The organism is Psychrobacillus syltrankelensis (genome assembly GCF_055454035.1).
Window position 1 is genome coordinate 2,530,717 of the sequence record NZ_CM144227.1, and the last position, 24,566, is coordinate 2,555,282.

The following is a 24,566-nucleotide window of genomic DNA, read 5'->3' on the forward strand; positions in this document are numbered from 1 at the left end:
TCCTAGAACATGCCAGGGAGGTTCAATCCTTTCGTGAATTGACCCATCGTGGAGTTCGTCGTTTCTTCTGCTTTTTTTATTGCTTCATTTGTAGCAATTACAATTAAATCTTGAAGCATTTCTACATCTTCTGGATCTACTACAGCTGAATCTAGCACTACTTCCAATACTTCTTTATGTCCCGAAACAACAACCTTTACCATTCCACCGCCTGCAACTGCTTCAAAGCGTTGATTACCTAGTTCTTCTTGGGCCTCCGCCATTTTCTTTTGCATTTTTTGCATTTGCTTCATCATACCTTGCATATTTCCCATTCCACGCATAATTAATTTCCTCCTTAGTCGTCATGTACTTCTACAAATTCTTTTCCAAATAACTTTTCTGCTTCTACAATTAATGGATCTTCTGATATTTCTTCCATATCATGTAAAAGTTCCATTGCCATACTAGGCTTAGATTCATCATTTTCTGTATGACTTTGTTTTAAGCCATTTTGTTTGATAAATTCTTCTCTTATTTTCAACCAGCTTTCCTCTGGTACATATATTACTTCGTATACAGTTCCAGTTAAGTTTGTAATGAGTTGAGGAAAAGAGGTAGAAAATGTTTTATTCTCTACAGCCATTTGACAATGGATATCATACTTAAATTTTAACACAAATGCACTTGATGATGCTGCAACTGGTTCAGCGTCATTTAAAAGTGCTGCATGTGATTTTTGGAGCTGTTGTAAAATATTAGCCCATTGAGATTTAATTGTTTGAATGTCTGTTTTTGTTGCAGTTTTTAATATTTCATGAATACGACCACTTGATACTTTGACACCTGACGTTGATCTCTGTCGTTGTTTTTTTGGTTGTTCCTGTACCGCACCATTTGCTTGAGGTATAATCCCTTGACTGATTTGTTGTTGCAATTGTTGCAATTGATTTTCAAGTGATTTTACTTTCTGTTCAAGCTCTGTGCTACTTTCACTGGACAAGGACGCTTCTCTAGGAACTTGTGCTAAACGAATAATAGCTGTTTCTAGATAAACCTTTGCATGATTAGAAAACCGCATTTCTTGTTGCGTATTCGTCAAAATAGAGATGCTTTTATACAATGTATCTATTGGAAATTTAGAAGCTAGGTCAAGAAAGGTAATGTCTCCAGTAGCTATTTCCAGAAGCTCAGTTTGTTCGGGCGCAACAATTAATACAAGTAAATCTCTGTAAAATGTAATAAAGTCTTCCGTTAAACGAACAGGATCTTTCCCATCATCTACTAATTGTTCGATACAACTTAAAGCTTTCGCTATATCCTTTTCAATTAATGCAGTTGCTAACTGAAAGAAGACATCCTGACCAATGGAGCCTGTTACAAGTAATGCATCCTCTAGTGTCATCTTCTCTCCACTAAAAGATACTACTTGATCGAGCATACTTAGGGCATCACGCATCCCTCCAGCAGCTGCTTGGGCTATAATTTTTAATACATGTTCATCATATTCAATATTAGCATCAATTAATACTTCTTTCATTCTAGCGACGATGTCGGTGGAAGTAATTCTTTTAAAATCAAATCGCTGACATCTAGAAATAATTGTTAAGGGAATCTTATGTGGTTCAGTTGTTGCCAAAATAAACACAACATGCGCTGGTGGTTCTTCTAATGTTTTTAACAACGCATTAAAAGCACTTGTAGAAAGCATATGCACTTCATCTATAATATACACTTTGTAACGAGCATTTGAAGGTGCAAAACGTACTTTTTCAATAATATCTCGCATTTCTTCCACGCGAGAATTCGAAGCTGCATCAAATTCAATCACATCTGTGTTGGAACCATCCATAATACTTTTACAAGTTGCACAATTATTACACGGTTCTTTAGTTGGCCCGTTTTCACAGTTCAATGCTTTTGCAAAAATCTTAGCTGCACTTGTTTTCCCTGTTCCACGTGGACCTGAAAATAAATACGCATGTGTAGTTTTATTGTAAAGGAGGGCATTTTGAAGTGTTTGTTTAATATGGGATTGCCCGGACATCTCCGCAAACGACTGAGGTCGATAAGCGCGGTAGAAAGCTTGATACGACAACAAGTTCCCCTCCTTCTCATTTTAAGTTAAATAGTAAATTTATTATACCATAAAGAAGCACTCACTTCGCTTATTAATGCATAGGTTTAATATAAAAAAACTCATTCGTCTATTAGACAAATGAGTGGATATTTTAAATTATTGCCGTGCACCTTCCTTCGCTTGAAACACATAAGCGGCACCCTTGTCGTTAACTCGGTTTAGGCTACCCCGCGGCACATGAGTAAGCACCACTTAATGCTGCTTCCTTCCGGACCTGACATGGTTCATGGGCACTCATTGCGCAGGACCCAAACGTCAACATCACGTGCAAATACCAGACCCTACATGTATTCAACCTCAGAGAAGGGGTTCAGTCTCGCTAGAGCGGATTGCGAGTTACAAGACACCGCTACCTTCCCACCTAGCACGGCATAATTAGTATAGCATTTTTTTAAAAAAAATCAATGAATAAGAGAATATAAGTTTGAAATACTTGCTATGTTCTACACTAACTATTGATATAACTACTTTTATTTTAGCAATCACTATGTCTTATTTTTTAAAAAAATAATTCTTCAAATGTATTGACTTTGATTTTTATCCGTGATAAATTAGTTCATGTACTTCGGAGGAATACCCAAGTCCGGCTGAAGGGATCGGTCTTGAAAACCGACAGGCGGGTCATACCGCGCGGGGGTTCGAATCCCTCTTCCTCCTCCATTTTTAAAATACACACACGCATAAATTTGAGATTGAATTCGTTGCATTGGTAACGAATTTTTCTTAAACTACCGTGTTCAGAATATTATGAACGCAACTATTAAAGTTACGTTCTTTTTTTATGAATTAAAACCCTCTTGCATAGTCGCAAGAGGGTTTTAATTATTTTCTTAATGCTTCTGTTTGTTCCATAAAGTGTCCAATTCTCCCAATGATTGCTTCTACACTTTCAGGGTTTTGAACGATATCATAGTCGGTAATATTCAAACGAAGTACAGGACATCCATTAAATGAATCAATCCATTTTTCATAGCGTCCATGCATTTCTTCCCAATAGGATATTGGGGTTTGCTGCTCCATTGGACGTCCTCTATCATGAATACGATCAATAATATCATCTAAAGATCCCTCAAGATAAATTAATAGATTGGGATGCGGAAAATATGGTGTCATAACCATTGCCTCAAACAAACTAGTATAGGTTTCATGGTCAACTGGATCCATCGTTCCCTTTTCTTTATGCATTTGAGCAAATATGCCTGTATCCTCATAAATGGATCGATCTTGAATAAATCCACCGCCATATTCAAACATTCTCTTTTGCTCTTTAAAGCGCTCTGCTAAAAAGTAAATTTGTAAATGAAAGCTCCATTTTGAAAAGTCTTCATAAAAACGATCTAAATATGGATTTGAATCAACTTTTTCAAAAGATGTTTTAAAGTGTAATGCATCAGCAAGAGCTTTTGTCATAGTAGATTTGCCTACTCCAACTGTTCCAGCAATTGTTATAACCGCATTAGGAGGAATGCCGTACTTCTCTCTCATATTCATGTTTAAAAACTCCTTCTATGTAATGTTGCATCTATTTTTTCTAAAATTAGTTGTAAGTCTTGTCCATTATTAACAAAGTCAATTTCATCTCCGTTAAACCGAAGAACAGGTACTTCTGGATGTTTTTTTTCAAAATCATCGATGAACATACGATAATCTGCTGCAAGTTGTTGCAAGTAATCTGGGCTTATTTTCTTTTCAAAGTCCCTTCCTCGTAAATTGATTCGGTTAATAAGAACATCTAAGCTAGCATCTAAATAGATTACCATGTTTGGAACAGGCATATCATTCGTTAAAATTTTATAGATTGCTTCATATTTTTCATATTCTACTTCATTTAACGAGCGTTTAGCAAAAATTAAATTTTTAAATATATGATAATCTGCTGTTACTGCTTTCGTTTTTGACAGGTAGTTCTTTTGGATATCACTTAATTGTTTATAACGATTGCAAAGAAAAAACATTTCCGTTTGGAAACTCCATTCTGCAATATCGTCATAAAATTTATCTAAAAAAGGATTTTCATCCACAATCTCTTTTAATAATTCAAATTGATAGTTAGAAGCAATCGCTCTGGCTAAGGAGGTTTTCCCTACCCCTATTGGACCTTCTACAGTTATAAATGGAATGGACATAAACTTTAACCTCGCTCTAATATTTCAAGTCGTGCCCTTTATTTTATCATAGTGAGAAAACGAAAAACAGAGCAAATCCACCTTTCTATACGAAAGGTAAATTTGCTCCTATTTTTTCTTCACACGGAACATTTCATTTAATAAATACCAATTTTGTGGGAAGTCAAAACCACTATGCCAATAGGAGATTCCTAGAAGTTTTAGTTCTTTCAATAATTTAAATTTTGCTTGAATAGATCGTGCATCCTCAAACCATACCTCATGCTCTTTTCCATCCTTCCAATAATGAAAGAAAGGAGCTTGGGCAATTTGATCGTACTCTATTGCTACATTTCGTTCCTTTGCTATTTGGAGAGCTCGCTGAGGGCTTACTGCTTTAGCAAAGGGATTTCCAGGTTTATAGGGAAGCGTCCAGTCATATCCGTATAAATTTTGTCCCATCATAATTTTCCTTGAGTCTATTTCTGTTTTTGCATATTCAAGTACCTTTCGAACTGGTCCTATTGGAGAAACTGCCATTGGTGGTCCTCCACTATAGCCCCACTCATAAGTCATTATTACAACAAAATCTACCACTTCACCGATTGCCCTATAATCGATCGCTTCATACCATTTTCCTTTTAGATCAGCACCCGTTTTTGGTGCAAGACTTGATGAAATCATAAATCCTTTAGCAAATTCTTTTAATCCCTTTAAAAAAGCTACATAGTTTTCTCGGTCCTCTTTAGCAATATATTCAAAGTCGGTATGAATATGTGTTGTTCCTCTAGCATTAGCTTGTGCCACCGCTTGCTTATAAACTGTTTGTTTCACCTGTTCATCCGTAAAAATAGTATGCGCTAATGTATCACTAAATGCTCCATTTTCGATATTTGTTATTACTATTGCCGTCTCAACTTGATGGCTCTTTGCTACATCAGATAATTTACCCCAATTCATCTCTGTCAATGATCCATCTCGTAAAATTTCATACGCAAAAGGCATCAAATACGTTAACCCTGGTGCAGCTTTTTCAACTTGGTCAATTACGTGCTGGGATGGGATTTCTGTATACCACTCTACATATAAGTTTGTTTCAATAATTGGTCTATCTGGGCTTGGAGTAGAAGGTAAAACTAGTGCTTGCCCTATGACTAACACATCGGGGTCTGGTAATTCATTAATAGAGGCAAGCGTTGCCGCATTTGTACCGAAATGCTTTGCTATGGAGTATAAGCTATCTCCACTTTTCACCACATATATCAATCGATCACTCCTTCAAAATACAATATGCAAGAGCTAAATAAAACATGCTACACTAAGGTAAAGGGGTTGATTCAAATTGGATGAACACTATATGAATATAGCGCTAGAAGAAGCTAAAAAAGCTGCACAACTTGGAGAAGTACCAATTGGAGCAGTTATTGTATATAAAAACGAAATTATTGCAAAGGCTTTTAACTTAAGAGAAACTACACAAAATGCCACTACACATGCGGAGCTACTAGCCATTCAAGAAGCTTGTAAGAAGATAGGAAGTTGGAGATTAGAGGAAACGACTTTATATGTCACTCTTGAGCCCTGTCCAATGTGTGCAGGTGCTATTTTGCAATCCCGTATCCCCCGGGTTGTATATGGAGCAAGAGATGTAAAAGCTGGATGTGTAGATTCACTTTATCATCTTTTAAATGACAGTAGGTTTAATCATATGTGTGAAGTATCGGAAGGTATTCTTGCAGAAGAGTGCGGGAATCTTCTTACTCAATTTTTTCGCAATCTACGAGCACAAAAAAAGAACAAGAAACATCTCTAAATAATGTTTCTTGTTCTCCCTATTATTTTATAACTGTTTTTCCACCCATGTATGGAACTAATGCTTCTGGAACTACTACTGTACCATCTGCTTGTTGATAGTTTTCTAATATAGCTGCAACAGTACGTCCAAGGGCAAGTCCACTTCCATTTAAAGTGTGTACATATTCCGGTTTTGCTCCTACTTCTCTTCTAAAGCGAATACCTGCACGTCGAGCTTGGAAATCTTCAAAATTACTGCAAGAAGAAATTTCTTTGTACTCCCCGTAGCTTGGTAACCATACTTCAAGATCGTATTTTTTAGCAGCAGTAAAACCTAAATCTGCTGTACACATATTAAGCACACGATAAGGAAGACCTAATAATTGTAAAACTTTTTCTGCATGACCTGTTAAAAGCTCTAACTGCTCATATGACTCTTCTGGTTTCACAAAACGAACTAACTCTACTTTATTGAATTGATGTTGACGGATTAGTCCTCGCGTATCGCGACCTGCTGAGCCCGCTTCTGAACGGAAGCAAGCACTAAATGCAGCAAATGCTTGTGGAAGTTGTTCTCCCCCTAAAATTTCATCACGATAATAGTTTGTTACAGGTACTTCTGAGGTAGGGATTAAGAAATAATCCTCTTCATTTACTAAAAATGCATCTTCTTCAAACTTTGGAAGTTGCCCAGTCCCTGTTAAGCTCGTACGATTAGCTAAATATGGTGGAAGCATTTCCGCATATCCATGCTCTTCTGAATGTAGATCCATCATGAAGTTTATTAAAGCACGTTCAAGTCTCGCACCTAAACCTAAATAAAATGCAAAGCGACTTCCTGTAACTTTCGCTGCTCGTTCAAAATCAACTATTTTTAAATCTGTTGCAATATCCCAATGGGCTTTTGCTTCGAAATTAAAAGAAGGCACTTCTCCCCATTTACGAATTTCCACATTATCATCTTCAGAATCACCAATAGGAACGCTGTCGTGTGGAATATTTGGAATACGCATCATCATATATTCAAATTTTTCCTCGACATCCCTTAATTCATCATCTAATTTTTTTATTTCATCGCCGACTTCACGCATACGAGCAATTAGGTCATCCGCGTTTTCTTTATTTCTTTTCATTTCTGATATTTTTTGTGAAAACTCATTTCTTTCTGCTTTTAACACTTCTGTTTTTGCAATCAGTTCTCTTCGTTTTTGATCTAATGGCAAGAATTGATCAAACTCTGAAATCTCTTCTCCTCGTTTAGCAAGTTTGGCTTTTACTTCTTCATAATGATCTCTTACAAACTTTACATCTAACATGTTAATTTCCTCCTCAATTTTAATTAAATTTGCCTTGGCATAAAATCTGTGACTTCCGCCAGAGACTTTAACCTCATTCAATAAGCGTATTTATATACACTACTTATACAGTTAAAAACGACAAAAAAGCCCTCATCCCTGTAAAAGGGACGAGAGCTACCCGCGTTACCACCCTGATTGATCCAGCAAAACACCAAATCCACTTGTTCAATAACGGCATTTCAACCGGCAACGACTTACTAAAAGTTCAGTCGAGCAACTCAAAGGATGGATTCGCAAGTGTTTATATCAGCTTACACCAACCGCTGACTCTCTATAAAAAACGTGCTTGCTACTACTTCCTATCATCGTTTTTAAATCATGAAATTACTCATACTTTACTATAGGTTTACTTGTTTTGCAAGCGTTTCCTTTATCATTTCAGTAAAATATGAAGTAATTCGATAATCCTCCGTCAGTTCTGGATGAAAGGAGCAACCAAGTATGTTGTCTTTTTTCACCATTACGATTCTCCCTTCAAAAGTAGCAATTATTTCTACACCATTCCCTATTTCCACAATATGAGGTGCACGTATAAATACTGCTGGAAAATCAGTTGCTATATCTTTAATGTTTAGTTTAGTTTCGAAGCTGTTTACTTGTCGACCAAAAGAGTTACGCTCTACTGCAACATCAAGAGCCCCAATATGTGAAAAATTATACCCTGTAAGATGTTTAGCAAGTAAAATTAGCCCCGCACAAGTGCCGAACATTGGTTTTCCTGCAGCAGCAAATTGTTGAAGAGGAAGAAGCATCTCAAATCGATCAATTAGTTTACGCATCACTGTACTTTCTCCACCTGGAAGGATTATTCCATCTACTAAAGCTAAATCGTTTGTGTTTTTTACAGCTATAGCCTCTGCTCCACATTCTTCAATTGATCTAACATGTTCACTAACTGCTCCTTGAAGAGCTAAAACACCTATTTTCATTATTTTACCACCCTCTATCTTGCATACGTTCTTCTGCAGATAAACGAGAAATTTCAATTCCCTTCATCGGAATTCCTAAGTCTTTTGAAACTTCTACAAGTAATTGATAGTCTTGGTAATGTGTTGTTGCTTCTACAATAGCACGAGCAAATTTCTCTGGGTTTTCTGATTTGAATATTCCTGAACCAACAAATACTCCATCTGCTCCAAGTTCCATCATTAAAGCAGCATCTGCTGGTGTTGCTACACCACCTGCAGCAAAGTTTACAACCGGTAATTTTCCATTATGTTTAATTTGTAACAGAATATCATAAGGAGCTCCTAAATTTTTTGCTTCTGTCATTAGCTCATCTTCGTTCATATGAACGATTTTTCGAACATGTGCATTTACTTTACGTAAATGACGGACAGCTTCCACGATATTTCCTGTTCCTGGTTCTCCTTTTGTACGAAGCATAGAAGCCCCTTCCCCAATACGACGAGCTGCTTCTCCTAAATCCTTGCATCCACAAACGAAGGGGACTGTAAATTCACTTTTACCTATGTGATATTCTTCATCTGCAGGAGTTAACACTTCTGATTCATCAATATAGTCAACGCCCATTGCTTCTAAAATACGAGCTTCTGTAATATGCCCAATACGTGCTTTGGCCATTACTGGAATAGTTACAGCCTCCATTACTTCTTCTATAATTCGTGGATCAGCCATTCGAGCAACACCACCTGCTACACGAATATCTGATGGTACACGCTCTAATGCCATCACTGCTACTGCACCTGCTGCTTCAGCAATTCTTGCTTGTTCTGCATTGATAACGTCCATAATAACGCCACCTTTTTGCATTTCAGCCATTCCTCGTTTTACTCGATCTGTCCCTGTTAAGTTTATCGTCATTATTATTCCCCTCCATATTCCTTTATGAATGTAGTATAATAAAAAAAGTGACCATTTTAAAAGTGTCAAAACTTATTTGAATGAAGGGGTCAGATTGACAATGAAAATGGATTCTCTTATGTTTCAACTAGAAAAAGATGCTCAAACACCTTTATACGAGCAACTTTACAATGAGATTAAAGGAGCAATAATAGACGGAACTATCAAAGAAGGAGCTAAACTACCTTCAAAAAAAAAGTTGGCAGAGTACTTGGCAATTAGTCAAACAACCATTGAATTTGCTTATAGTCAGCTAGTGGCAGAAGGTTTTATTTCTTCCGAAGCAAGGAAAGGCTTTTATGTTCAAAACTTAGAAGAATTAGCACTTATAGAAAAAGAATCTCCTGTTATAGTTATGGAAGAAAAAGAGATGGATGCAATTTCTATCGATTTTTCTCCTGGTAAAATTGATACTGAGTCATTTCCATTTTTCGTCTGGAGAAAATTTTCCAAAGAAATAATTAATGATATGAACAAAGACTTTCTTCAACTTGGACATCCGCAAGGTGATTATGTATTAAGACAACAAATCTCCTCTTATTTATATCAATCACGTGGTGTAAAGTGTACACCTGAACAAATTATTCTTGGATCTGGAACAGAGCAATTAATGCCTTTAATCATTCGTTTACTAGGCAAAGAAGCTATATATGGAATTGAAAACCCTGGGTATCCACTTACTCACCATTTATTTCTAGACGATAAGCAAAAATCTATTCCAATTTCTGTAGATTCAGAAGGTGCTGTGGTATCTAAATTGGATGATACAAACGCAACAGTCATGTATGTAACACCTTCACATCAATTTCCTACAGGGGCTGTTCTTTCTGCCACTCGGCGAAGTCAGCTTTTATCTTGGGCTTATCAGCAAGATAATCGATATATTATAGAAGACGATTACGATAGTGAGTTTAGATACACAGGTAGACCAATCCCTTCTTTACAAGGAATTGATCAAAATCAACGCGTCATTTATTTAAGTACGTTTTCTAAATCATTAATGCCCTCTTTACGAATTGCATATGCCGTTTTACCTGAATCTCTAATCATCCAATACAAGCAAAAGTTTTCTTACTACGCCGCTACTGTTCCACGTATGGATCAGCAAATATTAACCAAGTTTATGGATTCAGGTCATTTTGCAAAGCATTTAAATAAAATGAGAAAAATTTATAAAAAAAAGTTAGAAATTGTAACAAAAACTATAGCTAACTTTAATCCAATTGTTACTATCTCCGGTGAACAATCCGGGATGCATATTTTATTAACAATCCGTACTTGTAAAAGAGAAGAAGAGTTGATAGCACTTGCTAGACAATCCGGAATTAGAGTATATGGTCTTCGGGAGTATATAACTGGGGATTTGGAAAATACTTCTGATCCTCAAATAGTTCTAGGTTTTGGGGGTATAGATACTAATGATATCCCGTCCTCCATAAACGCATTAATAAATGCATGGGAAATAAGAAAAACGTAAACGTCCTTTAAATGCATCCTGTCCTCACCGTTTCCAGAGTACTTTGGAAGATACATTGGCTACATTATTACCGTTAGAGTAACTGTAGAAATACCGTTGATTTCCAATATAGAGGAGAAAACCTGTACATGTAATAGTAATTAAAAAACCATAAATCTTAGGTTCATGGCACAAAAATTAAGATACTTTCTTGGCTTCTAAGAAAAGAAAAACACCGTAAACTCATTTAGAGATTACGGTGTTTTCATTTTAAAATAGACCGCCAACAAAATCAGTTGTACTATGCCATAAGTTGCCGAAGAATTTCCCAATTCCCTTAAACATTAAAATAATCCAACTAGCTCGATCAACATCTTCTGTTGTCACTACATTTACTTGTGTTGCTTTATCAGTAATATAACCATAGTCTGTTCCCTCTGTCTTTTCGAGATGAACTGTACCAACTACAGTACCTTTTTTAACTTCTGCCTCTAAAGCTTTTTCTTTAGGTGTAAAAATTGGCTTGTACTGATCTTTTTCACTTGTTTTAATAACCATTGAAATTGGATCTTTTACTGCAATCTTAACTGAATCTTTTTTTCCTTTTTCAACTGGAAGTGTTTCATTTTTAGGGATTTTATAACCTGCTGGTATTACTTCTGTTTTAGAAAATTGTGCAAACCCATAGTCAAATAATGCTCTTGCTGCATCAAATCGAGCTTTATAAGAACCAACTCCATTTGCATCTACAGCCTTCATCACAACTGCAATAACACGCATTCCATTTCTTGTAGCTGTTCCCGTAAAACAATGTCCTGCAAATTCTGTTGTACCTGTCTTTAATCCATCTACACCTTCGTATTGGTAAACTAATCCCGGTAGCATCCAATTCCAGTTGCTCATCTCAATTGCATCCGAAGTCCCTGCACGAAACGTTTTTTTAGGGATCTTCGTCGTTTCTAATACTTCGGGATAATCCTTCATTAATCTGTAAGCAAGAGTCGCTACTGATTTAGCTGGCATAACATTTTCATCATTATCACCTGAATTAGCTGGATACATGCCTTGTAAATCTGCATTATTCAAACCTGTTGAATTGACAAATTTATAACCTTTTAGACCTATTTCTGCTGCTTTATCATTCATTAACTTTACAAAGTTTTCTTCTGTTCCTGCAATAGTCTCTCCTATAGCTATTGTTGCCGCATTTGCAGAGTATATTGCCATTGCTTCATAAAGTTCACGAATTGAATAGCTACCATCTTGACGAAGAGGTACATTACTTAATCGTCGATCTTGAGAAATTTTGTATGTATAATCTGTAACAAGATATTGTTGATCCCAAGATATTTTTCCTTCTTTAATCGCTTCAAATAATAAATACTCTGTCATCATTTTAGTCATACTTGCAATACCTAAAGGTGCATCAGCATTCTTCTCATATAAAATTTTACCTGTATCGGCGTCAACTAATATCGCAGCATCGACATTTAAATTCAAACTTTCCTCAGCTTTTGTAACAGTCGGTATCCCACATATAACTGAAACAAGAAACATAGGAAGTACTAGCCTTTTAATCATTGATGTCATCCAAACTTTCTTCACTACTGTACCCCCACTATAAGTTTATTCAATGCCCATTTTAACACACTTTGTTACACCATAGCACTATCGACAAAAAAAGCACCCATTTTGCCTATATAAAGACGTTAAATGGGTGCAAAAAGTTCGTAATATGTTACTTATGATATGGAATAGTTAGGTGCTTCTTTCGTAATTTGCACATCATGTGGATGACTTTCTCTTAAACCTGCACCTGTCATTCGAATGAATTGAGCATTTTCACGTAAGTCCTGTAAATCTTTTGTTCCACAATACCCCATACCAGCGCGAACTCCACCAAGTAGTTGGTGAACGGTATCTGCAAGTGGCCCTTTGTATGGAAGACGACCTTCAATTCCTTCCGGCACTAACTTTTTCGCTTCTTCCTGGAAATAACGATCTTTCGAACCTTTTTCCATAGCTGCAATTGACCCCATACCACGGTACGTCTTAAAGCGTCTACCTTGGAAGATTTCTGTCTCTCCAGGACTTTCGGTTGTACCTGCAAGTAAGCTTCCTAGCATTACAACATGTCCACCTGCAGCAAGAGCTTTAATAATATCACCTGAGTACTTAATTCCACCATCTGCAATTATTGTTTTTCCAACTTTTCGGGCTTCAGTCGCACAATCATATACCGCAGTAATCTGTGGTACACCAACACCAGCTACAACACGAGTCGTACAAATAGATCCTGGACCAATACCTACTTTTACAACATCTGCCCCAGCTTCAAATAAAGCTCGTGTTGCTTCACCAGTCGCTACATTTCCAGCAATAATGTCTAAATCAGGATATGCTTCACGAATACTCTTGACAGTGTCCATAACACCTTGTGAATGCCCATGTGCCGTGTCAATTACAATAACATCTACTTGTGCTTGAACAAGCTTTTCAATACGGTGCATTGTATCTTTTGTAACTCCGACAGCAGCACCAACTAGCAATCGTCCATGTTGGTCTTTTGCTGCATTAGGAAATTCAATAACTTTTTCAATATCTTTAATTGTAATTAAACCTTTAAGAACACCATCTTCATCTACAATTGGTAATTTTTCAATTTTATATTGTTGTAAGATTTTCTCTGCATCTTCTAAAGTAGTACCAACTGCAGCAGTTATTAACTTTTCTTTCGTCATTACTTCATCAATTATTAAAGAATAATCTTGAATGAAACGTAAATCCCGATTTGTAATAATTCCAACTAACTTTTGTTCTTCTTCATTATTTACAATTGGAACACCAGAAATTCTGTATTTTCCCATTAAATGTTCCGCATCATATACTTGATGAGTTGGAGTTAAGAAAAAAGGATCCGTAATAACACCATTCTCAGAACGCTTAACCGTTTCTACTTGTTCAGCTTGTTCTTCAATACTCATGTTTTTATGAATAATACCAAGACCACCTTGACGAGCCATTGCAATTGCCATTTTTGCTTCGGTAACAGTATCCATACCAGCACTAATCATAGGTATGTTCAATTTGATTTTTGGGGTTAATTGAACAGACAAATTTACGTCTTTTGGTAACACTTCCGACTGTGCTGGAACTAGTAAAACATCATCAAACGTTAAACCTTCTTTTTGAAATTTAGACTCCCACATTTTCCTAATTTCCTCCTCTATAAGTGAATATTATTGTAAGGTTATCAGCGCCACGGCACACTGTCAAGAACCAGGAAGTAAAAAAAGTATTCGAACTTTTCTATTAAAGAAGTTTTTTTATAACTTCTTCGATTTTTAAAGGAGATGTCTGAGGTGCATATCTGTCTACCACTTTTCCTTCCTTATTAATAAGAAACTTTGTAAAATTCCATTTGATTGATCCCGATAAAAATCCTTTTTTCTCAGTTACTAAATATTGAAACAGTGGATGCGCATTTTTCCCTTTAACATTTATTCTTTTAAACATTGGGAATGTTACTCCATGATTTAACTGGCAATATTCCATTGTACTTTCCATATCATCAAATTCTTGGTTATTAAATTGGTTACAAGGAAATCCAAGTATAATTAGACCCTCTTCCTTATAGGTTTCGTACAATTTTTGTAGATCGGTAAACTGTGGTGTAAAACCACAATGACTAGCAGTATTAACAATAATCATTATCTTTCCTTTGTATTCATGTAAAGAAACTTCTTCTCCTTTATTATTCGTAACAGTAAAATCGTAAACTGTATTCATTTTTTTCTCCTTTTTAATTTATTTTTACCTAATTTCTTTCTCTTAATAAACATAAGAACCATATTTGATAAAAATGAATTAGAATCTTATTGCTGCCTCTTAATTTAGAATTTCATAGATAACGAATTCTAAACTAGCCCTCAGAAAAACGCGAGCGGTCCTTTAAGTACATCTTATCTTCTCTATTTCTAGAGTGCTTTGGACGAAACATTGGCTACACTATTACCGTTATAATTTTGGAACGTGAAGTGACTGCGTCACTTCACGATTCACTTTTTTTGGTAATCTTGTGGCAGATGTTTGTCCGTCGCCCTCTTGGAATTCGTGAGGACATGATGCGTTTGGTTTGGATAATTAGAGAAAAAATACTTTCCTACTCTTTTAAATGCGGACGAAGATACAATTTCGTCCGCTTATGCTTTCTATATCAATGGATATTATCTAATTTTCTTGACTACCACCTACTCTAATCATGCACCAACTGATTCAAGTATACTTTGTACTGTAAAAGGAAAAACTATCAAGATCAAGCACTTGAAAGTATACTATGAAGCCTTAATATTACTAGATTCCTAGCATCCAAGATTCTTATACTATCTCTTCAAAAAAGTACATCCCCTAAGAATAAGGTTAAGAATTATTTCTCTCAGCATACATTGAATTAATATTTACTACAACTTTAAATGATCCAAGATCTGCTATCATGTTAATAAGTTTTTAATCATAAAACAATCCATAGTTCGAGACCAGATGAACCAGAGGCAAGAACAATTTTCACAAAAAGAGTTGTCTCTTGTAAAATGAAATCTTTCAATTTATAAAGCAAATCTAAAACTAATTATCACATTTGGATGATTAAACTTGTAAAAAGTCACTAACGATTTTAGTGCCTTGTGACTTCCTACTCTCACAGGGAGAAACACAACTACCATCGGCATTAAAGCTAACTCCTGTGTTTTGTTTGCGAAAGCAGAGGGATGGCAGATTATCGCGAATTTTATTTAATTAAAACAAAAAAAGTCGCTACCGATTATTCGGTAACGACTTTTTATAGTGCCTAGCGACGTCCTACTCTCACAGGGGGAAACCCCCAACTACCATCGGCGCTGAAGAGCTTAACTTCCGTGTTCGGTATGGGAACGGGTGTGACCTCTTCGCCATCATCACTAGACTGTTTGGCTTTCAATACACATCGTACTTCTTCGTCAACTTCATTCGTTCGGTCAGTCACGTACTTGAGTACGCTCCTTTCCTCTCTCAATCGTTTCCTCGAATTACTCGTGTCTTGAAACCCTCTTACTTGAGCGCTTGTTCACTCAAAACTGGATAAAAGACATTGGAATATTCAAATTCTATTTGGTTAAGTCCTCGATCGATTAGTATTCGTCAGCTGCACGTGTCGCCACGCTTCCACCCCGAACCTATCTACCTCATCGTCTTTGAGGGATCTTACTTACTTGCGTAATGGGAAATCTCATCTTGAGGGGGGCTTCGTGCTTAGATGCTTTCAGCACTTATCCCGTCCACACATAGCTACCCAGCGATGCTCTTGGCAGAACAACTGGTACACCAGCGGTGTGTCCATCCCGGTCCTCTCGTACTAAGGACAGCTCCTCTCAAATTTCCTACGCCCACGACGGATAGGGACCGAACTGTCTCACGACGTTCTGAACCCAGCTCGCGTACCGCTTTAATGGGCGAACAGCCCAACCCTTGGGACCGACTACAGCCCCAGGATGCGATGAGCCGACATCGAGGTGCCAAACCTCCCCGTCGATGTGGACTCTTGGGGAGATAAGCCTGTTATCCCCGGGGTAGCTTTTATCCGTTGAGCGATGGCCCTTCCATGCGGAACCACCGGATCACTAAGCCCGTCTTCGACCCTGCTCGACTTGTAGGTCTCGCAGTCAAGCTCCCTTCTGCCTTTACACTCTTCGAATGATTTCCAACCATTCTGAGGGAACCTTTGGGCGCCTCCGTTACACTTTAGGAGGCGACCGCCCCAGTCAAACTACCCGCCTGACACTGTCTCCTACCCGGGTTACGGGTATGGGTTAGAATTTCAATACAACCAGGGCAGTATCCCACCGACGCCTCCTCCGAAGCTGGCGCTCCGGGCTCTAAGGCTCCTGCCTATCCTGTACAAGTTGCACCAAAATTCAATATCAAGCTATAGTAAAGCTCCACGGGGTCTTTCCGTCCTGTCGCGGGTAACCTGCATCTTCACAGGTACTATAATTTCACCGAGTCTCTCGTTGAGACAGTGCCCAGATCGTTACGCCTTTCGTGCGGGTCGGAACTTACCCGACAAGGAATTTCGCTACCTTAGGACCGTTATAGTTACGGCCGCCGTTTACTGGGGCTTCAATTCGCACCTTCGCTTGCGCTAAGCACTCCTCTTAACCTTCCAGCACCGGGCAGGCGTCAGCCCCTATACTTCACCTTACGGTTTTGCAGAGACCTGTGTTTTTGCTAAACAGTCGCCTGGGCCTATTCACTGCGGCTCTTCTAGGCTATACACCCAAAAGAGCACCCCTTCTCCCGAAGTTACGGGGTCATTTTGCCGAGTTCCTTAACGAGAGTTCTCTCGCTCACCTTAGGATTCTCTCCTCGACTACCTGTGTCGGTTTGCGGTACGGGCACCTATCACCTCGCTAGAGGCTTTTCTTGGCAGTGTGAAATCAGGAACTTCGGACTAAGTCCTCGCCATCACAGCTCAATGTTATAGAGTGCGGATTTGCCTACACTCACACCTTACTGCTTGGACGTGCATAACCAACAGCACGCTTACCCTATCCTTCTGCGTCCCCCCATTACTCAAACGGTGGTTTGGTGGTACAGGAATATCAACCTGTTGTCCATCGTCTACGCCTATCGGCCTCGACTTAGGTCCCGACTAACCCTGAGCGGACGAGCCTTCCTCAGGAAACCTTAGTCATACGGTGGATGGGATTCTCACCCATCTTTCGCTACTCATACCGGCATTCTCACTTCTAAGCGCTCCACCAGTCCTTCCGGTCTGACTTCAACGCCCTTAGAACGCTCTCCTACCACTGATACCATAGGTATCAATCCACAGCTTCGGTGATTTGTTTAGCCCCGATACATTTTCGGCGCAGCGTCACTCGACCAGTGAGCTATTACGCACTCTTTAAATGATGGCTGCTTCTAAGCCAACATCCTGGTTGTCTAAGCAACGCCACATCCTTTTCCACTTAACAAATACTTTGGGACCTTAGCTGGTGGTCTGGGCTGTTTCCCTCTTGACTACGGATCTTATCACTCGCAGTCTGACTCCCAAACATAAATCATTGGCATTCGGAGTTTGTCTGAATTCGGTAACCCGGGATGGGCCCCTAGTCCAAACAGTGCTCTACCTCCAAGATTCTAACGTTTGAGGCTAGCCCTAAAGCTATTTCGGAGAGAACCAGCTATCTCCAGGTTCGATTGGAATTTCTCCGCTACCCACACCTCATCCCCGCACTTTTCAACGTGCGTGGGTTCGGACCTCCAGTAAGTGTTACCTTACCTTCATCCTGGACATGGGTAGATCACCTGGTTTCGGGTCTACGACCACATACTCATTCGCCCTATTCAGACTCGCTTTCGCTGCGGCTCCGTCTTCTCAACTTAACCTTGCATGTAATCGTAACTCGCCGGTTCATTCTACAAAAGGCACGCCATCACCCATTAACGGGCTCTGACTACTTGTAGGCACACGGTTTCAGGATCTATTTCACTCCCCTTCCGGGGTGCTTTTCACCTTTCCCTCACGGTACTGGTTCACTATCGGTCACTAGGTAGTATTTAGCCTTGGGAGATGGTCCTCCCAGATTCCGACGGAATTTCACGTGTTCCGCCGTACTCAGGATACACTCAAGAGAGAATGAACTTTTGACTACGGGGCTTTTACCCTATCCTGCGGACCTTTCCAGATCGCTTCGTCTAGCTCATTCCTTTGTAACTCTATATAGAGTGTCCTACAACCCCAAGAGGCAAGCCTCTTGGTTTGGGCTCTTCCCGTTTCGCTCGCCGCTACTCAGGGAATCGATTTTTCTTTCTCTTCCTCCAGGTACTTAGATGTTTCAGTTCCCTGGGTTTGCCACAGATGCGCTATGTATTCACGCAAATGTACTGCTCCATTACGAACAGTGGGTTTCCCCATTCGGAAATCTCCGGATCAAAGCTCACTTACAGCTCCCCGAAGCATATCGGTGTTAGTGCCGTCCTTCTTCGGCTCCTAGTGCCAAGGCATTCACCGTGCGCCCTTATTAACTTAACCATTCGGCTTCCAATCCACTGCTTGTGTCTTGAAATCCTCAAAAATAGTAGTTAAAAGTACTACACAAAAAATAATCACAAATGTGATTACAAATTGAATTTCTTGAATTTGTTTCTTTCAATGTCGTTTTATCCAGTTTTCAAAGAACAAGAGTTAAAGCTGTTGAATCTTCATATAAAATGAACATTCAAAACTGAACTGCAAAACGTTAAGATACAGATAAAAATCTGTATTCCGATATTATCCTTAGAAAGGAGGTGATCCAGCCGCACCTTCCGATACGGCTACCTTGTTACGACTTCACCCCAATCATCTGTCCCACCTTCGGCGGCTGGCTCCCGTAAGGGTTACCCCACCGACTTCGGGTGTTACAAACTCTCGTGGTGTGACGGGCGGTGTGTACAAGGCCCGGGAACGTATTCACCGTGGCATGCTGATCCACGATTACTAGCGATTCCGGCTTCATGTAGGCGAGTTGCAGCCTACAATCCGAACTGAGAACGGTTTTATGGGATTAGCTCACCCTCGCGGGGTTGCGACCCTCTGTACCGTCCATTGTAGCACGTGTGTAGCCCAGGTCATAAGGGGCATGATGATTTGACGTCATCCCCACCTTCCTCCGGTTTATCACCGGCAGTCACCTTAGAGTGCCCAACTGAATGCTGGCAACTAAGATCAAGGGTTGCGCTCGTTGCGGGACTTAACCCAACATCTCACGACACGAGCTGACGACAACCATGCACCACCTGTCACCGCTGTCCCCGAAGGGAAAGATCTATCTCTAGAACGGTCAGCGGGATGTCAAGACCTGGTAAGGTTCTTCGCGTTGCTTCGAATTAAACCACATGCTCCACCGCTTGTGCGGGCCCCCGTCAATTCCTTTGAGTTTCAGTCTTGCGACCGTACTCCCCAGGCGGAGTGCTTAATGCGTTAGCTGCAGCACTAAGGGGCGGAAACCCCCTAACACTTAGCACTCATCGTTTACGGCGTGGACTACCAGGGTATCTAATCCTGTTTGCTCCCCACGCTTTCGCGCCTCAGCGTCAGTTACAGACCAGAAAGCCGCCTTCGCCACTGGTGTTCCTCCAAATCTCTACGCATTTCACCGCTACACTTGGAATTCCGCTTTCCTCTTCTGTACTCAAGTCCCCCAGTTTCCAATGACCTTCCACGGTTGAGCCGTGGGATTTCACATCAGACTTAAAGGACCGCCTGCGCGCGCTTTACGCCCAATAATTCCGGACAACGCTTGCCACCTACGTATTACCGCGGCTGCTGGCACGTAGTTAGCCGTGGCTTTCTAATGAGGTACCGTCAAGGTACGAGCAGTTACTCTCGTACTTGTTCTTCCCTCACAACAGAGTTTTACGATCCGAAAACCTTCTTCACTCACGCGGCATTGCTCCATCAGACTTTCGTCCATTGTGGAAGATTCCCTACTGCTGCCTCCCGTAGGAGTCTGGGCCGTGTCTCAGTCCCAGTGTGGCCGATCACCCTCTCAGGTCGGCTACGCATCGTCGCCTTGGTGAGCCGTTACCTCACCAACTAGCTAATGCGCCGCGGGCCCATCCTGTAGTGACAGCCGAGACCGTCTTTTAACATTTCCACATGTGAGGAAATGGATTATTCGGTATTAGCCCCGGTTTCCCGGAGTTATCCCAATCTACAGGGCAGGTTGCCCACGTGTTACTCACCCGTCCGCCGCTAAATCAGAAGAAGCAAGCTTCTTCATCATTCGCTCGACTTGCATGTATTAGGCATGCCGCCAGCGTTCGTCCTGAGCCAGGATCAAACTCTCCATAATAGAGAACTTAAAAAGCTCATTTTGTTTTGCTGGCATCATCATTAAATGATGTCATTTTTGTTTTGCTATCAAACTAACAAGTTAGTCTTTCAAGCTGTATGTCTTAACGTTTTGCATGTTCAGTTTTCAATGTTCATGTTGTCGACTTGTTTTGACGACTTCTCTATAATATCAAGTTTTGATAAGTATGTCAACACCTTATTGAAATAAAATATAAAACTCTTTCCCTTTTATAAATAATGGAGGAAAGAGCCGAATATAGTTATATAACTGTTTCTATATATACATTCCGATTTGCTGCCAAATCAATTATTTGACCAGTATCTATTAATCTAATCATTGGTCGAAAAGGTGAATCTCTGTGAACAAATACTACCTCTCCTTTATCTCCATTAGATAAAAGAACACGAGTAGAAATAGGTAAAGCTCCTATTAATGAAATCAGAGCATTAACTACTTCAATGCTATATTTACCAAACTCTTCCTCTTTAATCATTTCCAAAACTTTGAATGAAGAGCTTTTTGCTCGATATATTCTTTCACATGTCATGGCATGGAAAACATCTGCTACAGCAATTATTTGTGAAATGATTGAAATGTTATTCATTTTTTCGCCTTTCGGATAACCGCTACCATCCAATCTTTCGTGGTGTTGAAAAATAGCAATTTTCATTTCAGGCTTTAATAATGGGCTATCTTTAATCATTTGAAGACTATAAATCGTATGTTTCTTTATCTCCGAAAAGTCTGCTTCAGTTAAATAAGATTTCTTTTCTCTTATTTTCTTATCCACTTTTGCCATCCCGATATCCGCCATTAAACCTGCAGTCGCTATCTGAATCAACTGTCCGTCTGAATACCCCAATTTTTTAGCTATTGCACCAGATAGTATCCCAACAGCTATGGAATGGTGAGAAATATACCTTTCTATAGAAGAGTAATTATTTAGATGGAAAAAGATCTGCCTTTCTGCAGTTGCTCTTTCTACTAAGGGTATTATAATATTACGTAACTTTGCTACATCAACTTTCATACCAGATTCCCATGAATTGAATTCCTTTTGGTAATTCGTTACGGCATCATTATATAAGTGAACAAAATCTGATTTAGTTTCTGTTATTTTTTCTTTTTTTGTTTCATTTACTTTTTCGTTGTTCAATTTACTTATTATTTCTTCTTCTGATCTATTAAATTGATTATCTATAGCTATTGGTACTTTATTTATATTAAAAGCTTGTAGTACTTGAATATGTTCCCTTGTTAGTCTTGTATCTTTGCGAATAATAGGTGTCTTGGTATTAACCAAGATATCTTCTGCAATAGTGCTGCCTAATCTTAACTCTTCTAAATTCTCCAATGTAAATTCCATTGTGTGTCCTCCTTCCTCTCTGTTTTTTCTTAATTATACCAAATATTCATTTTATATATATGTAAAAAAAACTCTTAGGCAAATATATTTACCTAAGAGTATCTTCTTTTTATTCTTCTATATCTTCTATTATTGATCCATCTATTTCATCTGAAGAAATTTCATCTACTATTTCTTCATCTTCTTCTTTTTCTACTTTTGCCACGGTAGCAATTAATTCTTCGTCCGCTAATCTCATTAATCGAACACCTTGAGTACTTCTTCCAGTTACTGAAATATCGTTTACATCCATACGTATAAGCATGCCGTTTATCGTAATTAACATTAAATCTTCGGTTCCATCAACTGCCTTAACTGCAGATAAAGGACCGTTTTTATCTGTAATTTGACAAGTTTTTACACCCATTCCACCACGACTCTGTAAGCGATATTCTGATTCTGGTGTACGTTTACCATAACCATTCTCTGTGACAACAAGGATTTCTTGATCTGGTTCGATAATTTCCATTCCTACTACGAAATCATCATCTTTTAAGCGAATACCTCTTACTCCACTAGCTGTTCTACCCATAGAGCGGATATCAAGTTCTTCGAATCTAACTAATTTACCTTGACGTGTTCCAATAATGATTTGCTTAGTTCCATCCGTTAAACGTACAGCAATTAACTCATCATCTTCACGTAAAGAAATGGCAATTAATCCATTTGCTCTAATATGTGCAAAACCAGACACAGGCGAGCGTTTAGTTACACCTTGTTTTGTTGTGAAAATAAAATAGTTATCTTCCTCGAAAGATGCCATTGGAATCATTGCAGTTACCTGTTCATCTTTTTCAATACCAAGCAGATTAACAAGTGGCAATCCTTTCGCTGTCCGACCATACTCTGGAACTTCAAATCCTCTTGCACGATACACTTTACCTTTATTTGTGAAAAACAGAATTGTATCATGGGTCGAAGTGTACAATAAATGTTCTACGAAGTCATTTTCATTCGTACCCATTCCTTGAACTCCACGTCCTCCACGTTTTTGGCTTTTGTACGTATTTGCAGGTAAACGTTTAATATAACCTTTATTTGTTAAAGTAAGAACGGAATTCTCCACTGGAATCAAGTCTTCATCTTCTAAAACTTCTGCTCCACCTGCAACTATTTCTGTTCTTCGCTTATCACTATAACGGTCTTTAATTTCTGTAATCTCTTCTTTAATTATCTCAAGTATTCTATATTCATTAGCTAAAATAAACTTCAATTCATCTATTAATTTCACTAGTGCACTATACTCGTCTTCAATTTTGTCACGTTCTAAACCTGTTAAACGTTGCAAGCGCATATCTAAAATTGCTTGTGCTTGTCGTTCTGACAAATTGAATTTCTCCATTAATCCATTTTTTGCTTCTTCACCAGTTCTAGAGCCTCTAATTAAAGCAATAATTTCATCTATGTGATCTAAAGCAATGCGTAAGCCCTCTAAAATATGAGCTCGATCCTCTGCTTTATTTAGTTCGAATTGGGTGCGACGTCGAATAATTACTTTTTGATGCTCTAGATAATAGTAAAGCATTTCTTTAATATTCAATACTTTAGGTTGGTTATCAACCAGTGCAAGCATATTGACACCGAAGCTAGATTGTAATGCAGTTTGTTTATATAAATTATTTAGCAATACATGAGAATTAGCATCTTTTCTAACCTCAATTACAATTCGCATTCCATTTCGGTCGGATTCATCTGCTAAATGTGTAATACCATCTATTTTTTTATCACGAACTAATTCTGCAATTTTCTCGATTAAACGGGCTTTATTTACTTGGTAAGGTAATTCAGTAACAATAATTACTTCTTTACCACTAGATTTTTGTTCAATTTCAACTTTTGCTCGTATTAATACAGAACCTCTTCCTGTCTCATAGGCACGACGGATACCGCTTCTACCTAAAATAATCCCACCGGTAGGAAAGTCAGGACCAGGAATAATGGTCATTAACTCATCAATTGTAATTGCAGGATTCTCAGATAAAGCTAATACTCCATCAATTACTTCTCCTAAATTATGAGAAGGAATATTTGTTGCCATCCCAACAGCAATTCCTGAAGCTCCGTTTACAAGTAGATTTGGATATCTACTTGGTAAAACAACAGGTTCTTTTTCTTGTCCATCATAGTTATCTTTATAATCAATCGTATTTTTATTGATATCACGTAATAATTCTAAAGCTATTTTAGACATTCGTGATTCGGTATAACGCATGGCCGCTGCTCCATCACCATCTACGGATCCAAAGTTACCATGACCATCGACTAACATATAACGATAACTAAAATCTTGCGCCATACGTACCATTGCCTCATAAATAGAAGAGTCACCATGCGGATGATATTTTCCCATTACATCTCCAACAATACGGGCAGACTTCTTATGAGGTTTATCCGGTGTATTTCCCAACTCCTGCATACCATATAAGATTCGACGATGAACAGGTTTTAAACCATCGCGAACATCTGGTAATGCACGGGATACAATTACGCTCATTGCATAATCAAGGAAAGATGTTCTCATTTCTTGACTAATATTAATCCCTTTAACACCTTTATTCGGCATTTCCGACATTCTCAAGACCTCCAGT

General features: G+C 38.7%; 15 protein-coding genes, 1 tRNA gene, 3 rRNA genes, 1 other RNA gene and 1 other annotated feature. Of the genes, 3 read left to right on the forward strand and 17 right to left on the reverse strand.

Annotated features, from left to right (window positions below; all coding sequences use genetic code 11):
* Positions 1-2: 2 nt before the first annotated feature.
* From ACTSKG_RS12245 to ffs, 3 genes are all read right to left on the reverse strand, one after another.
* The gene (locus ACTSKG_RS12245) at positions 3-323 is read right to left on the reverse strand and encodes a YbaB/EbfC family nucleoid-associated protein (protein ID WP_464754877.1); all 321 of its coding nucleotides are present in this window, start codon (positions 321-323) and stop codon (positions 3-5) included.
* 14 nt (positions 324-337) lie between these two features.
* Positions 338-2,077, reverse strand: a complete 1,740-nt coding sequence (dnaX, locus tag ACTSKG_RS12250; RefSeq protein WP_464754878.1) for a DNA polymerase III subunit gamma/tau — start codon at positions 2,075-2,077, stop codon at positions 338-340.
* A 144-nt stretch (positions 2,078-2,221) separates the two neighbouring features.
* An RNA gene (gene ffs, locus ACTSKG_RS12255) (signal recognition particle sRNA large type) lies at positions 2,222-2,489 on the reverse strand.
* A 197-nt stretch (positions 2,490-2,686) separates the two neighbouring features.
* On the opposite strand from ffs, the gene ACTSKG_RS12260 reads away from it, so the two are divergent.
* Positions 2,687-2,779 (forward strand) — tRNA-Ser (locus tag ACTSKG_RS12260).
* A 162-nt stretch (positions 2,780-2,941) separates the two neighbouring features.
* On the opposite strand, the gene ACTSKG_RS12265 is transcribed toward ACTSKG_RS12260, so the two are convergent.
* From ACTSKG_RS12265 to ACTSKG_RS12275, 3 genes are all read right to left on the reverse strand, one after another.
* A complete protein-coding gene (locus ACTSKG_RS12265; protein WP_464754879.1) occupies positions 2,942-3,610 on the reverse strand; it encodes a deoxynucleoside kinase in 669 nt (222 codons plus the stop codon).
* Positions 3,611-3,612: 2 nt separating this feature from the next.
* Entirely contained in the window at positions 3,613-4,245 is a 633-nt protein-coding gene (locus ACTSKG_RS12270) for a deoxynucleoside kinase (protein WP_464754880.1), read from the reverse strand.
* 108 nt (positions 4,246-4,353) lie between these two features.
* Complete coding sequence (locus ACTSKG_RS12275) at positions 4,354-5,481, reverse strand: glycosyl hydrolase family 18 protein (RefSeq protein WP_464758020.1); 1,128 nt, start codon at positions 5,479-5,481, stop codon at positions 4,354-4,356.
* An 85-nt stretch (positions 5,482-5,566) separates the two neighbouring features.
* Between ACTSKG_RS12275 and tadA the strand changes: the two genes are divergently transcribed.
* Positions 5,567-6,037, forward strand: coding sequence for a tRNA adenosine(34) deaminase TadA (tadA, locus tag ACTSKG_RS12280; RefSeq protein ID WP_464754881.1), 471 nt, complete (start codon positions 5,567-5,569; stop codon positions 6,035-6,037).
* A gap of 22 nt (positions 6,038-6,059) precedes the next feature.
* Here the strand turns inward: tadA and serS are convergent, their stop codons facing one another.
* The 3 genes from serS to pdxS all read right to left on the reverse strand — a co-directional run bounded on the left by serS (position 6,060) and on the right by pdxS (position 9,194).
* Positions 6,060-7,334, reverse strand: a complete 1,275-nt coding sequence (serS, locus tag ACTSKG_RS12285; protein WP_464754882.1) for a serine--tRNA ligase — start codon at positions 7,332-7,334, stop codon at positions 6,060-6,062.
* Positions 7,335-7,476: 142 nt separating this feature from the next.
* Positions 7,477-7,691, reverse strand: a binding site (T-box leader).
* Between the two features lie 23 nt (positions 7,692-7,714).
* Positions 7,715-8,305 (reverse strand): pyridoxal 5'-phosphate synthase glutaminase subunit PdxT, encoded by a 591-nt coding sequence (gene pdxT, locus ACTSKG_RS12290; RefSeq protein ID WP_464754883.1) that lies wholly within the window; start codon positions 8,303-8,305, stop codon positions 7,715-7,717.
* Positions 8,306-8,309: 4 nt separating this feature from the next.
* Positions 8,310-9,194 (reverse strand): pyridoxal 5'-phosphate synthase lyase subunit PdxS, encoded by an 885-nt coding sequence (gene pdxS, locus ACTSKG_RS12295; RefSeq protein WP_464758021.1) that lies wholly within the window; start codon positions 9,192-9,194, stop codon positions 8,310-8,312.
* 112 nt (positions 9,195-9,306) lie between these two features.
* Here pdxS and pdxR point away from each other — a divergent pair, with 112 nt between their 5' ends.
* Positions 9,307-10,716, forward strand: a complete 1,410-nt coding sequence (gene pdxR / locus ACTSKG_RS12300) for a MocR-like pyridoxine biosynthesis transcription factor PdxR (RefSeq protein ID WP_464758022.1) — start codon at positions 9,307-9,309, stop codon at positions 10,714-10,716.
* A 249-nt stretch (positions 10,717-10,965) separates the two neighbouring features.
* On the opposite strand, the gene ACTSKG_RS12305 is transcribed toward pdxR, so the two are convergent.
* The 8 genes from ACTSKG_RS12305 to gyrA form a co-directional block, all read right to left on the reverse strand.
* Positions 10,966-12,300 (reverse strand): serine hydrolase, encoded by a 1,335-nt coding sequence (locus ACTSKG_RS12305; protein WP_464754884.1) that lies wholly within the window; start codon positions 12,298-12,300, stop codon positions 10,966-10,968.
* 137 nt (positions 12,301-12,437) lie between these two features.
* Positions 12,438-13,904 (reverse strand): IMP dehydrogenase, encoded by a 1,467-nt coding sequence (gene guaB, locus ACTSKG_RS12310; protein ID WP_464754886.1) that lies wholly within the window; start codon positions 13,902-13,904, stop codon positions 12,438-12,440.
* 103 nt (positions 13,905-14,007) lie between these two features.
* Positions 14,008-14,484 (reverse strand): glutathione peroxidase, encoded by a 477-nt coding sequence (locus ACTSKG_RS12315; RefSeq protein ID WP_464754887.1) that lies wholly within the window; start codon positions 14,482-14,484, stop codon positions 14,008-14,010.
* Between the two features lie 1,055 nt (positions 14,485-15,539).
* Positions 15,540-15,655 (reverse strand): 5S ribosomal RNA (gene rrf, locus ACTSKG_RS12320).
* Positions 15,656-15,840: 185 nt separating this feature from the next.
* A 23S ribosomal RNA gene (locus ACTSKG_RS12325) occupies positions 15,841-18,766 on the reverse strand.
* 250 nt (positions 18,767-19,016) lie between these two features.
* Positions 19,017-20,570: ribosomal RNA gene (locus ACTSKG_RS12330) — 16S ribosomal RNA — on the reverse strand.
* Together the 16S, 23S and 5S rRNA genes form the textbook arrangement of a ribosomal RNA operon.
* A 262-nt stretch (positions 20,571-20,832) precedes the next feature.
* Positions 20,833-21,939, reverse strand: a complete 1,107-nt coding sequence (locus ACTSKG_RS12335) for an HD-GYP domain-containing protein (RefSeq protein ID WP_464754888.1) — start codon at positions 21,937-21,939, stop codon at positions 20,833-20,835.
* Between the two features lie 109 nt (positions 21,940-22,048).
* A complete protein-coding gene (gene gyrA / locus ACTSKG_RS12340) occupies positions 22,049-24,550 on the reverse strand; it encodes a DNA gyrase subunit A (RefSeq protein WP_464754889.1) in 2,502 nt (833 codons plus the stop codon).
* Positions 24,551-24,566: the final 16 nt, after the last annotated feature.

Coding starts and splice junctions, on each gene's coding strand:
- ACTSKG_RS12335 (WP_464754888.1), bottom strand. CDS start 21,939: ATGGAATTTACATTGGAGAATTTAGAAGAGTTAAGATTAGGCAGCACT.
- ACTSKG_RS12270 (WP_464754880.1), bottom strand. CDS start 4,245: ATGTCCATTCCATTTATAACTGTAGAAGGTCCAATAGGGGTAGGGAAA.
- pdxR (WP_464758022.1), top strand. CDS start 9,307: ATGGATTCTCTTATGTTTCAACTAGAAAAAGATGCTCAAACACCTTTA.
- ACTSKG_RS12245 (WP_464754877.1), bottom strand. CDS start 323: ATGCGTGGAATGGGAAATATGCAAGGTATGATGAAGCAAATGCAAAAA.
- gyrA (WP_464754889.1), bottom strand. CDS start 24,550: ATGTCGGAAATGCCGAATAAAGGTGTTAAAGGGATTAATATTAGTCAA.
- ACTSKG_RS12265 (WP_464754879.1), bottom strand. CDS start 3,610: ATGAATATGAGAGAGAAGTACGGCATTCCTCCTAATGCGGTTATAACA.
- pdxT (WP_464754883.1), bottom strand. CDS start 8,305: ATGAAAATAGGTGTTTTAGCTCTTCAAGGAGCAGTTAGTGAACATGTT.
- serS (WP_464754882.1), bottom strand. CDS start 7,334: ATGTTAGATGTAAAGTTTGTAAGAGATCATTATGAAGAAGTAAAAGCC.
- ACTSKG_RS12315 (WP_464754887.1), bottom strand. CDS start 14,484: ATGAATACAGTTTACGATTTTACTGTTACGAATAATAAAGGAGAAGAA.
- guaB (WP_464754886.1), bottom strand. CDS start 13,904: ATGTGGGAGTCTAAATTTCAAAAAGAAGGTTTAACGTTTGATGATGTT.